Source organism: Adlercreutzia faecimuris (genome assembly GCF_022669055.1).
Lineage (GTDB): Bacteria > Actinomycetota > Coriobacteriia > Coriobacteriales > Eggerthellaceae > Enterorhabdus > Enterorhabdus faecimuris.
The window spans coordinates 299,070-314,446 of the sequence record NZ_JAJMLW010000002.1 but is presented as its reverse complement, the minus strand read 5'-3'; the positions used below and the strand labels follow the sequence as shown (position 1 = coordinate 314,446).

Annotated in this window: 10 protein-coding genes; all 10 read left to right on the top strand. The window is 72.2% G+C overall.

The annotated features are described in order from the left end of the window. Positions 1-40: 40 nt before the first annotated feature. Positions 41-4,462, top strand: coding sequence for a hypothetical protein (locus LPT13_RS06510; protein ID WP_242164796.1), 4,422 nt, complete (start codon positions 41-43; stop codon positions 4,460-4,462). Between the two features lie 108 nt (positions 4,463-4,570). Then, on the top strand, positions 4,571-6,439 hold the full coding sequence (dnaG, locus tag LPT13_RS06505; RefSeq protein ID WP_242164793.1) for a DNA primase: 1,869 nt from the start codon (positions 4,571-4,573) through the stop codon (positions 6,437-6,439). A gap of 1,000 nt (positions 6,440-7,439) precedes the next feature. Continuing rightward, the gene (def, locus tag LPT13_RS06500) at positions 7,440-7,979 is read left to right on the top strand and encodes a peptide deformylase (RefSeq protein ID WP_242164791.1); all 540 of its coding nucleotides are present in this window, start codon (positions 7,440-7,442) and stop codon (positions 7,977-7,979) included. Positions 7,980-7,981: 2 nt separating this feature from the next. Beyond that, positions 7,982-8,941 (top strand): methionyl-tRNA formyltransferase, encoded by a 960-nt coding sequence (gene fmt, locus LPT13_RS06495; protein ID WP_242164788.1) that lies wholly within the window; start codon positions 7,982-7,984, stop codon positions 8,939-8,941. Then, complete coding sequence (locus tag LPT13_RS11835; RefSeq protein WP_242164787.1) at positions 8,934-10,505, top strand: RsmB/NOP family class I SAM-dependent RNA methyltransferase; 1,572 nt, start codon at positions 8,934-8,936, stop codon at positions 10,503-10,505. Before fmt ends, LPT13_RS11835 begins: the two co-directional genes overlap by 8 nt. Positions 10,506-10,698: 193 nt before the next feature. Beyond that, positions 10,699-11,283 (top strand): helix-turn-helix domain-containing protein, encoded by a 585-nt coding sequence (locus LPT13_RS06485; RefSeq protein WP_242164784.1) that lies wholly within the window; start codon positions 10,699-10,701, stop codon positions 11,281-11,283. Positions 11,284-11,422: 139 nt separating this feature from the next. Continuing rightward, entirely contained in the window at positions 11,423-13,204 is a 1,782-nt protein-coding gene (locus LPT13_RS06480; RefSeq protein ID WP_242164782.1) for an AMP-binding protein, read from the top strand. Positions 13,205-13,207: 3 nt separating this feature from the next. Further along, the gene (locus LPT13_RS06475) at positions 13,208-14,011 is read left to right on the top strand and encodes a nucleotide-binding protein (RefSeq protein WP_242164780.1); all 804 of its coding nucleotides are present in this window, start codon (positions 13,208-13,210) and stop codon (positions 14,009-14,011) included. An 80-nt stretch (positions 14,012-14,091) separates the two neighbouring features. Next, on the top strand, positions 14,092-14,298 hold the full coding sequence (locus tag LPT13_RS06470) for a 4Fe-4S binding protein (RefSeq protein WP_242164777.1): 207 nt from the start codon (positions 14,092-14,094) through the stop codon (positions 14,296-14,298). Between the two features lie 7 nt (positions 14,299-14,305). Then, on the top strand, positions 14,306-15,376 hold the full coding sequence (locus LPT13_RS06465; protein ID WP_242164775.1) for a 3-methyl-2-oxobutanoate dehydrogenase subunit VorB: 1,071 nt from the start codon (positions 14,306-14,308) through the stop codon (positions 15,374-15,376). Position 15,377 lies beyond the last annotated feature (1 nt).

Sequence of the window (15,377 nt, the reverse complement as noted above, 5' to 3'; positions counted from 1 at the left end):
GCAATCGGCAGTGGGCAGCCGTCGACGGGAGACAAGCGCCATGAAATCGACTACCCCCCCCCTTCGTCATTCTGAGGGTCGTGGCCTCGCCCACCGGGCGGCGTGCCTGCTGGCCTCGCTCGCCCTGGTAGCGGGCCTCGTGCCCGCCGTGGCCCTGGCCGACCCCACGCCCCACGACGACCCGTCGGTGACGGTGGTGGGCACGCCGGGCGCGGCCATGGTCTACGTCGACACCTTCGGAGCCGAGGCCAAGGGGAAGGACCCGTCCCTCGACCCCCTGTGCAACCTCACCTTCGTCGGTCCCTACCGCTTCAACATCGCCGGCAACACCAACGTGTTCGGCAAGTACGACGCGAAGATCGGCCAGCCGAAGAGCAGCGACCCCGCCGCCGAGGCCCTCCTTCCCGCGCTCGGGTCGGAAGGCGGCGCCAAGGTCGGCGGCGAGACGACGGCCGCCACGCGGACGAACTCGAGCTCGGCGATCCTCGAGGCCCCCGAGGGTGGCTCGACCGACAACATCATGGCGGCCTACCTCATCGTGACCGCCAGCCAGCATGGCTCCTACTTCGTCAGCGACAAGGGGAGCGGGGCCAAGTACCCGCTCAGCAAGTTCGGCTTCGGCCTCAAGGGGCCGCAGGGCGCCGTCGTCCACTACTACCCGGACCGTATCTTCGTCGACACCGCGGGCACTACCCACGCGCGCGCATCCTGCTTCTTCGACGTGACGTCATTCGTCAAGAAGCAGGGCTATGGCTCCTATACCGCCGTCAACATCCCCTTCACGGCGATGAGCGACTTCAGCGCCAGCTACGGGTCGGACTACTTCGGCGCCTGGAAGCTCGTCCTGGTGGAGAAGGACGCTGCGGCCCCCGTGCGCATGGTGCGCCTCATGCTCGGCGGCACGTCGGTGAGCAATACGACCCCTGCCTCGGCCACCATCTCGGGCGACGGGCTCAGCATCGCCCCGAATCCCACCGGCGAGGTGCTTGCCTCGCTGGATGGCACCGACATGGACTGCTTCCAGAAGCTCAACCTCGGCGTCGACTCCTCGGCGCCCGCCTCCGTGCGCTATGTGGACGAGACGGGCAAGACGCTCTTCCCCCTCAAGCACTTCTTCTATTTCCGCATCTTCAACAAGGACGGCGACGTGTCCACGAATCCCGGCCCAAGCGGAACGAAGGCGTCCACCGCGGCGGATACGAGCAAGAACGATAACGTAGCCGCAAACACGCACACCTACAACACCGACTTCACCCTCGTCGATCTCGACAGGCTCCGCTTCGGCGATTCTGGCGACAAGAAGGTGCTCGACGGAGGCGAGGAATCCGTGAAGGCCACCGTGTCCACCTCGGACGCGCCTACGCTCCTGAGCGCGCTCGGCCTGGCAGCGGACATCCTCACGCCGACGTTCGAGACCTCGCTCACCGTCACCAACCTCACCCAGCAGTACTCCTCCGCCGACGCGGGCTACAGCCTGAAGAGCGACTACGCCCAGGCAGGCGATCGCCTGAAGGCCACGGTGAAGGCGGTGAACATCTCGAGGGATGATACCTACCTGGGCTTGGAGAACGCCTCCATCACAGTGAAGGCCCCGGCGTTCGCTCATATCTTCAACAGCGAGGCGGAGGGCGCGAAGGTAACGGCGCGCTACTACTCCGGCTATGGCGCGGAGGCGGACTTCGAGCTCTTCGTCGCCGAGCTGACCGACGACTCCGTGGTGGTGAAGACGCCCGCGGATGCCAAGATGAAGAAGATCAAGCCGGGCGGCTACTTCGAGATCGTCTTCGAGGGCACGGCCAAGGGCACACAGACTTACCAGGAATACGTGAACCAGGCCTCGCTCAAGGGCGCCTACGTCGATGAGAGCGATGGCGTCCACTCCGACTTCGTCATCGAGGACCTGGGGCTCGTGGAGACCAAGACGTCTTCGGACGTGCCGCGCTACCCGGTCACGGCGTCGCAGCAGGGCCAGGGCACCGTCGAGGTGACCGGTCAGCACGCGCCCACGGGGCTCTTCGACGCCGACGGCACCGCGCGCATCACCTGGGAGCCGGCCGCGGGCTGGCGCGTGTCGGCCGTCGTCGTGGACGGCGTGATACGCGACGACCTGCTCGCCGCCGACTCCCTCGACCTGCCCGTCGCCGGCGCGGACCACGCGGTGATGGTGACCTTCGCCGAGGACGACCCGGCCGGCTCCGACGAGCCGGGTGGCAAGCCCGATCCCGGCCAGGACGTCTTCCGCATCGCCACCAAGGGCGACGAGGGCGTGGCGTTCATCACGCCCACGGCCAACGCCCTCAAGGGGTCGAGCGCGGACGTGACCTGGACGCTCGCCCCCGGCTTCCGCCTGATCGAGGTGCTCGTCGACGGCCGGCCCTACGCGGCGGCCGCGGGCTCGCTCGGCTTCAGGGACATCGCGTCGAACCACTCGGTGGAGGTGCGCACGGCGGCCGACCTGTTCACCATCACCACCGTCAAGCACGGCCCGGGTGCCGTCACGGACACCCAGGTGGTGGGTCGCGGCGCGGATGCCGTGGTGAGCTGGAAGCCCGCGGCCGACGCCCGCGTCACCCGCGTGGTGGTGGACGGCAGGCTCGTCTACGACCGGGCCGCCCAGGCCCTCGATCGCGAGCCCGGCAAGCCGGCGCCCGAGGCGCCCCCGACCGAGGTGTTCAAAGACGTCGACGCCGACCACGTGGTGGAGGTGACCTTCGAGGACGAGGACGCCGCCCCGCCCAAGCCCGACGACCCCGACGCGGACGACCCGTCGCTTCTGCTCTCCACGTCCCTCGTCGGCGGCGCGGGCTCCATATCGCCGAGCACCACGGTCGAGGAGGGCGCCACCGAGGCCGTCACCTGGCGCGTCGGGGACGGCTACCTCATCGACCGGGTCATCGTCACCCGCGGCAACGTGAGCCGCGAGCTCGACCCGTCGGAGTACGCGGTAAGCGGGGCGACCTGCACGCTTCCCGTGGCGGCCATCCGGGAGAACTGCCGGGTGCAGGTCGTGCTCACCGCCAAGGAGCGGGTGCGCGATACGCTCTACGCCATCGAGACCTCCATCTACGGCGGCCCGGGCACCATCACCGGCTCGATGCGCAACCTCGAGGCCCACAGCTCGGGTCACACGGTGGAGTGGGCCGCGGCGGCGGGCTGGCGCGTGGCGTCGGTGCACGTCGACGGCGTGCCCCGCGACGACCTGCTCACTGGCACGAGCATCACCTTCGACGACATCGCCGAGAACCACCGCGTGGTGGTGTCGGTGCAGCCCGCCGAGACGCTCGACGCGACCGGCTACTACTCCATTGACGTGACCTGCGAGGGCAACGGCACGGCCGGCAAGTCGGCCTCCGTCGCCTACGACGGGTCCCACACCGTCACCTGGCAGGCCGACGCCGACGAGGACGTGCTGCGCGTCCAGGTGGACGGCATCGAGCGGCCCGACCTGGTGGCCGGCCCCGCGACGGCGAGCCTGGCGTCTCCGGCCCGCATGGCGCGGGCGCGGGTGGCCGCCGCGGGCGCCTTCACCTTCGACGGCGTGCGCTCCGACCACAAGGTGCACGTGGTGTTCAGCGTGGCCGACCCCGACGCCGACCGGCGCTTCAACGTGAGCACCTCCATCGGCGGCGGCGCGGGCACCATCTCCGAGGCCGTCACCGTCGGCGAGGGCGCCAGCCACACCGTCACCTGGACGGTGGAGGAGGGCAGCGTCGTGAAGGCCGTCTACGTGGACGGCGTCGCGGTGCCCCTGCCCAAGGACAGCTCCTGGACCTTCGACGACATCGACGCCGACCACACCGTGCGCGTGGTGCTGGCCGCGGCGCCGCCCGAGACGCTGCCCGACAAGCCCCCGGCCGGCTACCACGAGGTGTCCACCGGCGGGTCGGGCAAGGGCGAGGTCGCCCCGCCCGTCCACGTCCCCGGCGGCAGCAGCCACACCGTCACCTGGGAGGGCGACGGCGGCAAGCCCCCGGTGATGGTGTGGGTGGACGGAAAGCCCCGGCCCGACCTGGTGGACAAGGGCGAGGTGACCTTCGACGACGTCGACGGCCCGCACGAGGTGTACGTCCAGTTCGAGGGCGGCGAGCCCTACGAGCCGAAGGATGACGACGGCGACGACAGCACCGGCGGGGATGACGGCGACGACGGCAATGGCGGCAACAAGCCGGGCGGCGACGGTGAGGGCGACGGCAACGGTGGCAGTGGAGCCGGTGACGGCTCCCAGGGAGGCGGCGACGGCTCCGGCTCGGGAGACGGCACCCAGGGCGGATCCGGCTCCGGCAGCGGCGCCGATGGCGCGGGCGGCAAGGACAAGGGCGACGCCCTCGTGCCGCAGCTGATCGCGCTCGCCCAGACGGGCGACGGCGCGCTTCTGCTGGTGGCCGCCGCGGCCGTGGCGGGCTCGCTCTCCGTGCTCGTGCTGGCGGCCCTGCGCCGCCGCCCCGTCCGCCGCGGGAGGTAGCCGGGCGCGGGGCGCCCCGCGGGCGCTTGCGCTATACTGGCCTTCGACAGACTGGGCCGCTCGGACGAGGTTCGGGCGGCCCTTCCATCTTCAAGGGGGGAGGCAGCCGTGGGATCCATCAGCGACGAGGACATCCAGCGCGTGCGCGAGGCGAGCGACCTCGTGTCGGTCATCGGCGAGCGCGTCCCCGTCAAGCAGAAGGGCCGCGACTTCTGGTGCTGCTGCCCGCTGCACCAGGAGAAGACCCCCTCCTTCAAGATCGACCCGTCGGTGCAGCTGTGGCACTGCTTCGGCTGCAACGAGGGCGGCGACGTGTTCGCCTTCGTCATGAAGACCGAGGACCTGTCCTTCCCCGAGGCTGTGCGCAAGCTGGCCGAGCGCGCCCACATCGACATCCAGGAGACGGGCGGGCGCCCCTCGGCTCCGGCGTCGAAGAAGGCGCGCCTGAAGGAGATCTGCGCGGCCACGGCCGAGTTCTACCACACCCAGCTCATGCGCAGCCCTGACGCCGGGGCCGCCCGGGCCCGCGAGTACCTGGCCGGCCGCGGTCTGGGCGGCAAGGTGCCCAAGGAGTGGAACCTCGGCTTCGCGCCGGGACGCGGCGCGCTCGTGCGCCACCTCACCGGGCGCGGCTTCCGCGACGACGAGCTGGTGGAGGCCAACGTGGCCTCGCGCAGCCGCGAGGGGCGCCTGCGCGACCGCTTCTACGACCGCGTGATGTTCCCCATCAACGACGCGGCGGGGGAGTGCATCGCCTTCGGCGGGCGCGTCATCGGCCAGGGTGAGCCGAAGTACCTCAACTCCCAGGAGACCCCGATCTTTCACAAGTCCCAGGTGCTCTACGGGCTCGACCACGCCAAGGCGGCCATGGCCTCCACCGGCACGGCCATCGTCGTGGAGGGCTACACCGACGTGATCGCCCTGCACGAGGCCGGCATCAAGAACGCGGTGGCGACGCTGGGCACCGCGCTCACCATGCGCCACATCCGCCTGCTGTCCCGCCACGCCCAGCACCGCATCGTCTACCTCTTCGACGGCGACGCCGCCGGCCAGCGCGCCGCCGACCGCGCGCTCGGGTTCATCGACGAGTCCATGACGCCGGAGGCGGGCCGCTCGAAGGTGGAGCTGGCCGCCGTGACGCTGCCCGACGACCTCGACCCGGCCGAGTTCGTGGCCGCCCGGGGCGCCGACGCCCTGCGCGCGCTCATCGAGCGGGCCCAGCCCCTGCTCAAGTACGGCATCGACCGCCGGCTCGCGGCCAGCGACCTCACCACGGCCGAGGGCCGCACCCGCGCGCTCACCGAGGCGCTGGCGGTGCTCGCGCCCATCAAGGACTCGCTCCTGGCCAAGGACTACGCCGTCCAGATAGCGGGGCGCTGCCGGGCGCGCGAGGAGGACGCCCTGGCCGCGCTCGCGGCCCTCGAGGCGCCCGCCCGGCGCGACGAGGGCCCGGCGGACGGGGGAGCGCCCGCGCCCCGGCCTGCCGCCCCGGCGCCGACTCGCCGCCTCACCCAGGCCGAGCGCAGCCGCCTGCGCTTCGAGCGCGAGTTCCTGTCGGTGCTGGCCCAGCACCCGCTGCTCGCGCTCGCCCACGCCGACGAGCTCGCCCAGGTGCAGTGGCGCCGGTCCGCCCACGGCGCCATCGCGGCCTCGCTGCTCGAGACGCTCGCGGCCGACCCGGGCGCCGCGGCGGGCACCCTCGTCACCAACGCCACGGTCGCCGTGCCGGGCGCCGCCGGCACGCTCACCGCCGCGGCCGTGCCCGAGGGGCAGGACCCCGCCGCCGTGGCCGCCTACCTGGCCGAGGAGCTCTCGCTCGGCGACGCGGAGGAGGCCATCGCGTCCATGCGCGCGCTGCTGTCCGACCCCTCCCAGCTCGCGCCCGAGGACTACGACGCCCTGTTCCAGAGCGTCGTCGGCATGCAGGGCGACCTCAACCACCGCCGCCAGGCCCACAAGCCCCTGCCCCCCGCCTAGCCCGCGCCCCGTGTGGCGCGGGTGCCGGGCGCAAGCTCCGCTGCCACCGCCTAGCCCGCGCCGCGGGCCCGGGCAGCCGGGTGGCCAGATCCCGATCCTCCCCCTCCTCGGGCGGTCAGGGAGCCGGCCGTCCGAGGGGCTTCTCGCATGAGGAGAGGGGGAGGCGCCGCGCAGCACGGCGGAGACCGACGTGGCGTTTTCTGGCCGTTTTGGCCATGAATTCCGCAGCAGGCGGCAGGCGCCCGCCTTTTCCGAGCTTGGCGCTGCGAGGTTTCCCCAGGTCACGCGATCTGACGCGGGGTCCTGCGACGCGATTACGTCCCCTTGTTGCGGAATTCATGGCCAAAACGGCCAGAAACCCGGTTCCCCGCAGCAGGGCGGCGGCGTGCGTCCTCCTGCGCGACGCGAGTGCCGGGCGCCGGTTCCGCCGCTGCCGGAAAATGCGACTTATCACACGAAAAGACGGCGTTTATCGCCCGCTGCCCGCTGCGGCGGCCAGCGGGCGCCGTATTTCCCCAGGTCAGAATCTGCTAAGGTGAGCTGAGGGCCCGATGGCGTGATCCTGTACGTGTGATAAGTCGCATTTTCTGGCAGCGGCGTGTGACAAGTCCCCCTTTTTGGCAGCTTCTGCCGAAGAACGCGACTTATCACACGCAGGGATAGGGAGGCGCGGGCGGGCTTCGGAAAACAGAAGAGGGGAGGATGGGGCGTTCGGGAGGCGGAGGGACGTGGCGGGAGGGAAGGGGGCGTGCGCCGCGCAGGGAGGCGCACGCCCCCTGCTGCGCGGCGCGGAAGCTAGGCGCAGGTCCCTGCCCCCCACGGGGGCACGTGCTGGGCCCACAAGCCCCTGCCCCCGCCTAGCCTGCGCCGCACGCCCGGGAGGATGTGGCGTTTCCGCGCCGGCGCTGGACAGGGGGCGGGCGGGGCCGCACAATGGACGGCAGCCGAAAGCCGCACCCCGCACGGTGCGTTCCCGCACGTCAGAAAGGCAGATGCCCCCATGCTCAAGATAGTCACCTCCCCCGACCCCATCCTCGCGCAGGTCTGCGAGCCCTGCGAGGTGGGGGACAAGTCGCTCAGGAAGCTGGCGAAGCAGATGGCCCACGCCATGTACAAGAACAACGGCTGCGGCATCGCCGCGCCCCAGGTGGGCGTCGCCAAGCGCCTGGTCGTGATCGACGTCGACTGGGACGGCGAGGGCGAGCAGGAGCCCATCGTGCTGGTGAACCCCGAGATCGTCGAGCTGCGCGGCGAGCCGGAGCTGGGCGGCGAGGGCTGCCTGTCGTGCCCCGGCGTCACCGTGCCCGTCTCGCGCCAGCCCTGGGCCCGCGTGCGCTACCACGACCTGGACGGCGAGCTCTGGGAGATCGAGGGCGACGGGCTGCTCGGCCGCTGCCTGCAGCACGAGGTCGACCACCTCGAGGGCCGCACGCTCTTCGAGAGCTGCGACCCCATGACCCGCATCGAGGCGCTCGCCGCCTACGAGGAGGCCCGCGCCGCGGGCGCCCGCCCGGGCGACACCTCCATCGAGGTGGGCTAGCCGTGCGGGTCGTGTTCATGGGCACGCCGGACTTCGCCGCCCGGGTGCTCGCCAAGCTGGCCGCCTCGGGCCACGAGGTGGTGGCCGCCTACACCCGGCCCGACGCCGTGCGCGGCCGCGGGCGGGCCCTCGTGCCCTCGCCGGTCAAGGAGGCCGCCGAGGCCCTCGGCATCCCCGTCCTGACCCCGCGCACCCTGCGCACGCCCGAGGCGGCCGCCGAGCTCGCGGCCCTCGCGCCCGACGTGGTGTGCGTGGCGGCCTACGGCGCCATCCTGCCCCGGGATATCCTGGAGGTGCCCCCGCTCGGGTGCCTCAACGTCCACGGCTCGCTCCTGCCCCGCTGGCGCGGCGCGGCCCCCGTGGAGCGCGCCGTCCTGGCGGGCGACGCCGAGGCGGGCGTGTGCGTCATGCAGATGGAGGAGGGGCTCGACACGGGCGCCTTCTGCGCATGCCGCCCGGTGCCCGCGGAGGGCCGTACGGCCGCCGAGCTCACGGCCGAGCTGGCCGACCTGGGCGGCGAGGCGCTCGTCGAGGTGCTGGACGCGCTGGCCGCGGGCGCGGAGGTGGCCTGGGAGGCCCAGGACGAGGCAGCCGTGACCTACGCCGACAAGGTGGCGAAGGGCGAGCTCGACCTCGACCCGGCCGCAACGCCCGAGGAGAACGCCCGGCGCGTGCGGGCCTCGGGCGAGGCGCACCCCGCCCGCTGCGTCATCGCCGGCCGCCCCGTCACCGTGCTGGCGGTCGCGCCGCTGGAGGCTGACGGCCCCGCCGCCGAGGCCACGGCCGCGGCCGCGCCGGGGGATGCGCTCCTGGCGGCCAAGCGCCTCGTGATCGCGTGCGAGGGCGGCGCCCTGGAGGTGCTATCGCTCAAGCCCGACGGAAAGAAGCCCATGGACGGCCGCGCCTTCGCGGCCGGATGCCCCGCCCTGCGGGAGGAGAGAGGAACGTGGTCCTGTGCATGACGACCGCCGCGCCCCCGGTGGGCGCCGAGATGACCGCCGGCCCCAGGGGGGCGGCCCGCGCAGAGACGACCGAGGTGGTCGTGACGAGCGCGGCCCGCGCCGCGACGGGCGGGACGACCGCCGGCCGCAGCACGACGAGCGCGGCCCGCGCGAGGGCCGCCCGCCCCGGCACGACGACCGGCGCCCGCGGCGAGGCCACGCCACCGAGGCGCGCGGGCTCGCCCTCGAGGCGATCCACCAGATGCGCGAGCGCAGGGCCTTCGCCCAGGACGTGATCGGCTCGGTCGTCGACACCTCCAAGATCTCCCGCGAGGAGCGCGCCTTCGCCACCCGGCTCGTGCTGGGCGTGGCGAGCACCCGCGGCACCCTCGACGAGGTGATCGACGGCTGCATGGACTCGCCCGATGACGCGAGCCCGGCCGTGCGCGACGCGCTGGCGCTGTCGGCCTACGAGATCATCTTCCTGCAGAAGAGCCCGCACGCCGCCGTCGACCAGGGCGTCGAGCTGGTGAAGTCGGTGGCCCCGCGTGCCGGCGGCCTGGCCAACGCGGTGCTGCGCCGCGTCGTGCGCGCCAAGGAGAGCTTCCCCTTCGGCGACCCGCGCACCGACATCCGCGCCTACGCGCGGCTCCACGGGTTCCCCACCTGGCTCGCCGAGCGGCTGGTGCGCGACCTGGGGCCCCAGGGCGCCCATGACCTCATGGCCGCCTCCAACGAGCCGGCGCCGGTCTTCATCGCGGTGAACGCGTGCAAGGCGGCCGACGAGGAGGTCGTCTCCGTCCTGGCCGCGGCCCACGGCGAGCCCGAGCCCGTGGAGGTGGCGGGGCGCCGCGTCGAGGGCTGCTACCGGCTGGCCTCGGGGCTGGCGCTTCTGGACGGGCGCGTGCGCCGGATGCTCAGCCAGGGGCTCCTGCTGGTGTCGGACGCCACCTCCCAGGCCATCGCCTCGCTCGTGGTGGGCGATGCGGAGCCGGCGTCCTTCCTGGAGGTGGGCGCCGGGCGCGCCACCAAGACCATCCTCGACCAGTCCTGCGCGCGGCGCCGCTTCGGGCGCCAGGTGGCCGGCTACGTCACCGTGGACGCCCACGCCTTCAAGACCAAGCTGCTCGCCGAGCGCGCGGCCCAGTACGGCGCGGAGGTGGCCGAGGCGCTCACCGGCGACGGCCGCGACCTCGACGCGCTCGTGGGCGACCGGCTGTTCGACCGCGTGTTCGTCGACGCCCCCTGCACGGGGCTCGGCACCCTGCGCCGCCACGCCGACATCCGCTGGCGCCTGCGTCCCGAGACCATCGGCGAGCAGGCGGCCCTCGGCGCGGCGCTCCTCGCCTCGGCGGCGGCCCACGTGGCCCCCGGCGGCACGCTGGCCTATGCCACCTGCACCGTCACGGCCGAGGAGAACGCCCAGGTGGTGGACGCGTTTCTCGCCTCCGAGGAGGGCGCGGCCTTCGAGGTGGTGCCCTACGCGCGCCCCGATCTGGGCGTGGAGCTGCCGTACTTCTCGGTGGCGCTCGAGCCCGGCGGCCCCGACGCGCACTTCCTGGCGCTCCTGCGCCGCAGGGCCTAGGGGGCCTAAGGGGCCGGAACGCCGGGGGAAGCCCGCGTTCCGGCCCCCCGGCGTTCTCCCCGGCCGATGGCCCGTGTCCGCTGAAAACTATGAGGGCGCCGCCGATGATTTAACGCTTTCGAAACGAAGGCCCCCGCCGCTTCGCTACAATAACCGGATACGCTGTCACCGGAGCGGAGAAGGAGGGCGCCCCATGGAGCCGAACATCAAGGAGGTGGCGGGACGCATCCGCGCCCTGCGCGAGGACCTCGACCTCACCCTGCAGGAGATGGCCGACGCCACCGGTCGCTCGACGGCCGAGTACGCCGCCCAGGAGTCGGGCGAGGAGGACCTCTCCTTCACCTTCCTCTACAAGTGCGCTGACAAGTTCGGCGTCGATGTCATCGAGCTGCTCACCGGCGAGAACCCGCACCTGACGGGCTACTCGCTCACCCGCGCCGCCGACGGGCTGTCCATCAAGCGCCGCGCCGGCTTCGAGTACCTGCACAAGGCGCCCCACTTCCGCCACAAGCTCGCCGAGCCCTTCCTCGTCACCGCCCCGTACCTTGAGGAGGAGCAGGACGCGCCCATCCACCTGTCCCGCCACAAGGGCCAGGAGCTCGACTACATCATCTCCGGCCGCATGCGCTTCGCCTACGAGGATCACGTGGAGGAGCTCGAGGCCGGCGACTTCCTCATGTACGACTCGGGGCGCGGCCACGGCATGATCGCCATCGGCGGCGAGCCCTGCGTGTTCCTCGCGGTCGTCATGAAGCCCCACGACGAGAAGATTATCTAGGCGCCCCGGCGCCCCGCCGCGCCCCCGCGAGGGGGACTCGCGCGACGGGAGGGCCGGCCGGCGCCGCCCCCTCCTCGATGACTTCCGCCTGGCGCGGGGCCGTGGATGCCCGCGCCCTACCCCCAAGGACCTGAGCGCTATGAGAAACATCAACCTCCGCTACGTGGACGAGGCCTACGACGCCGACGGGATGCTCTGCCGGTTCGACGTCAAGGCCCCCGAGGACTTCAACTTCGCCTACGACGTGGTCGACGACATCGCCGTCAACGACCCGGGCCGCACCGCCATGGTGTGGTGCAACCCCGAGGGCGAGCACCACGTCTTCACCTTCGCCGACATGAAGACGTGGTCGGACAAGACGGCCAGCTTCCTGGCCGGCCTCGGCATCGGCCGGGGCGACTACGTCATGGTCATCCTGCGCCGCCACTACCAGTTCTGGTTCACGGCCCTCGCCCTGGCCAAGCTCGGCGCCGTCATGGTGCCCGCCACCTTCATGCTCAAGGAGCACGACCTGACCTACCGCCTGAACGGCGCCGACATCAAGGCCGTCATCTGCACGAGCGCCGGCGACATCGCCGACGTGGTGGACGCCGCGGCGCCCTCGTGTCCGAGCGTCGAGACCCTCGTCCTGGTGAACCCGGCCGGCGCCGGCCTCACGGCCCGCGACGCCGAGGGGCGCCTCATCGTCGACGACGGCGAGCTCGTGGGGCCCGCCCTCTCCGGCGAGGGCGGCATCTGCGCCGCGGCCGCCTCGCGCCCCGGCTGGCACGACTTCAACACCGGGGTCTGCCTGGCCTCGCCCGACTTCGCGCGCCGCGAGACCCGCCGCGACGACCCCATGCTCATGTACTTCTCGAGCGGCACCTCGGGCAACCCCAAGATGGTGCTCCACGATTCCCGCTACGCGCTCGCGCACCTCATCACCGCCAAGCACTGGCACAACGTCGACCCCGAGGGCCTGCACTTCACCATCGCCGACACCGGCTGGGGCAAGGCCGTGTGGGGCAAGTTCTACGGCCAGTGGCTCATGGAGGCCGCGGTGCTCACCTACGACTTCGACCGCTTCGACGCCGCCGAGATCCTCGCGCTCATCAGCCGCCTCGGCGTGACGACGCTGTGCTGCCCGCCCACGATGTACCGCCTCATGATGCTCGCGGACGTGGACGCCTTCGACCTGTCGGGCCTCAAGTACTCCACCACCGCCGGCGAGGCCCTGAACCCCGACCTGTTCGACTTCTGGAAGGAGCACACCGGGCTCACCATCTACGAGGGCTTCGGCCAGACCGAGACGCCGCTCACCATCGGCAACCTCACCGGCTCGACCCCGCGCGCCGGGTCCATGGGCAGGCCCGTGCCGCTCTACGACGTGGAGATCCAGCGCGAGGACGGCACCCGCTGCAACACCGGCGAGACGGGCGAGATCTGCATCCGCATCGACCCGCACCCGGCCGGCATCATGATGGAGTACTACCGCGACGCCGCCAAGACCGCCGCGGCCATGCACGACGGCTGGTACCACACCGGCGACACCGCCTGGTGCGATGAGGACGGCTACTTCTGGTACGTCGGGCGCAACGACGACGTCATCAAGTCGAGCGGCTACCGCATCGGCCCCTTCGAGATCGAGTCGGTCATGCTCGAGCACGACGCCGTGCGCGAGGTGGCCGTCACGGGCGTGCCCGACCCGCTGCGCGGGGCGGCGGTGAAGGCGACCGTGGTGCTCGCCGAGGGCTTTAGCCCCTCCGACGAGCTCACGCGCGAGCTGCAGCGCTGGGTGAAGAACCAGACGGCCCCCTACAAGTACCCGCGCATCATCGAGTACGCGGACGAGCTGCCCCGCACCGTCAACGGCAAGATCCGCCGCGTGGCCATCCGCCAGGCCGACGAGGCCGCCGACGCCACGCCGGAGGGGCTGGTGTAGGGGATGGCCGAAGACGCGCCCCGCAAGGGGCAGGCGGGCGACCGGGACGCAGCCGACGCCGCGGCGGTGCTCGCGGCGCTCGCGCCCGTCACCGTCATCTGCGGCCACTACGGCGTGGGCAAGACCAACCTGGCGCTCAACCTGGCGCTCGACGCGGCCGCGGCCGGCTACGAGGTGACCCTCGCCGACCTGGACGTGGTGAACCCCTACTTCCGCGCGAGCGAGTACCGCGGCGCGCTCGAGGCCGCCGGCGCGCGGCTCGTGGCGCCCGTGTTCTCCGAGGCCGGCGCGAGCCTGGACGTGCCCTCGCTCACCGGCGGCGTGGCCGCCGCCATCGACGAGGCCCACGCCCGGGCGCTTGACGCGGCGGGGGAGGCCCGGCCCTTCCGCCTCATCATCGACGCGGGCGGCGACGACGTGGGCGCCACGGCGCTCGGCCGCTTCGCGGCGCGCGTCGCGGCGGGCCCCCATGCGCTGTGGTACGTGGCCAACCCCTACCGCAACCTCACCGCCGGCCCCGAGGACGCGGTGGCGGTCCTGCGCGAGGTGGAGGCCAAATCGCGCCTTGTCGCCACGGCCGTGGCGGCCAACCCGCACCTCAAGGCCGAGACCGACGCCGGCGTGGTGGCCCGCGCCATCCCGCTGGCGCGCGAGGTCGCCCGCCTGGCGGGGCTGCCGCTCGCGTTCGTTACCGCCCCCAAACGGCTCGCTCGCCAGGAGCGCGACGAGCTGCGCGGGCAGGCGGGCGGCGCGTTGGTCTATCCTGTGGGCGTCGTGGTGAGGACCCCCTGGGAGACAGAGAGCTAGCACCGGCCGCCCCGCGCGGCCTTTCACGCATGGAAGACGGCCCGCCCGCGGCGGGCGATGAGGAGAGAGAGGACACGCCCATGGCAAGGATCATCGTGGACGACGGCTTCTGCAAGGGCTGCGGCCTGTGCGTGGACGCCTGCCCCGTCCACATCATCGAGCTGGACCGCGACCGGATCACCCCGAAGGGCTACCATCCGGCCCGCTGCGTCGACGAGGCGCGCTGCACGGGCTGCTGCTCGTGCGCGCTCATGTGCCCCGACGTGGCCATCACGGTAGAGAGGTAGGGAAGGCATGGCAGAGAAAGTCCTGATGAAGGGCAACGAGGCCCTGGCCGAGAGCGCCCTGCGCGCCGGCTGCCGCTTCTTCTTCGGGTACCCCATCACCCCGCAGACGGAGCTGGCCGCCTACATGTCCAAGCAGATGCCGAAGGTGGGCGGGACCTACCTGCAGGCCGAGAGCGAGGTGGCCGCCATCAACATGGTCTACGGCGCCTCGGCCGCCGGCGCCCGCGTCATGACGTCGTCGTCGAGCCCGGGCGTGTCGCTCAAGGGCGAGGGCATCTCCTACATGGCCGGCGCCGACCTCCCCGGCGTCATCATCAACATCCAGCGCGGAGGCCCGGGCCTCGGCTCCATCCAGCCCTCGCAGTCCGACTACTGGCAGGCCACCCGCGCCACGGGCCACGGCGACTTCCAGATCGTCGTCTACGCGCCCTCCACGGTGCAGGAGATGGCCGACGTGGCCTTCAACGCCTTCGATGTGGCCGACCGCTACCGCACCCCGGTCATGATCCTGGGCGACGGCCTGCTCGGCCAGATGATGGAGCCCGTCGTGCTGCCCGACCCGGTGGACCCGGCCGACCTGCCGGCCAAGCCCTGGGCCACCACCGGCCACAAGCACGCCCGGCCCCACAACGTGGCCAACTCGCTCTACCTGACCGCCGAGGACCTCGAGCGCCTCAACTTCGAGCGCTACGAGCGCTACGAGCAGATAAAGGCGACCGAGCAGCGCTTCGAGGAGTACCTCTGCGACGACGCCGACATCGTGGTCGTGGCCTTCGGCGCGTCGGCCCGCGTGGCCCGCTCGGCCGTGAACGCGGCGCGCGAGAAGGGCATCCGCGCCGGGCTCTTCCGCCCCGTCACGCTGTGGCCCTTCCCCGTGGACGGCCTGCGCGCCACGCTGGGGACGGCCAGGGCGTACCTGGACGTGGAGATGAACATGGGCCAGATGGTGGACGACGTGCGCCTGGTGGTCGAGGGCCGCGCGCCGGTGGAGTTCCTCGGCCGCGCCGGCGGCATGATCCCCACGCCCGAGGAGGTCTTGGCCCGCATCGAGGAGATCAACGAGAGGATCGGTGAGTAGG

Bases quoted from the DNA above. Each gene is read 5' to 3' on its own strand.
- LPT13_RS06465 (WP_242164775.1), top strand. From the start codon at position 14,306: ATGGCAGAGAAAGTCCTGATGAAGGGCAACGAGGCCCTGGCCGAGAGC.
- LPT13_RS06470 (WP_242164777.1), top strand. From the start codon at position 14,092: ATGGCAAGGATCATCGTGGACGACGGCTTCTGCAAGGGCTGCGGCCTG.
- LPT13_RS06510 (WP_242164796.1), top strand. From the start codon at position 41: ATGAAATCGACTACCCCCCCCCTTCGTCATTCTGAGGGTCGTGGCCTC.
- def (WP_242164791.1), top strand. From the start codon at position 7,440: ATGCTCAAGATAGTCACCTCCCCCGACCCCATCCTCGCGCAGGTCTGC.
- LPT13_RS06475 (WP_242164780.1), top strand. From the start codon at position 13,208: ATGGCCGAAGACGCGCCCCGCAAGGGGCAGGCGGGCGACCGGGACGCA.
- LPT13_RS06480 (WP_242164782.1), top strand. From the start codon at position 11,423: ATGAGAAACATCAACCTCCGCTACGTGGACGAGGCCTACGACGCCGAC.
- LPT13_RS06485 (WP_242164784.1), top strand. From the start codon at position 10,699: ATGGAGCCGAACATCAAGGAGGTGGCGGGACGCATCCGCGCCCTGCGC.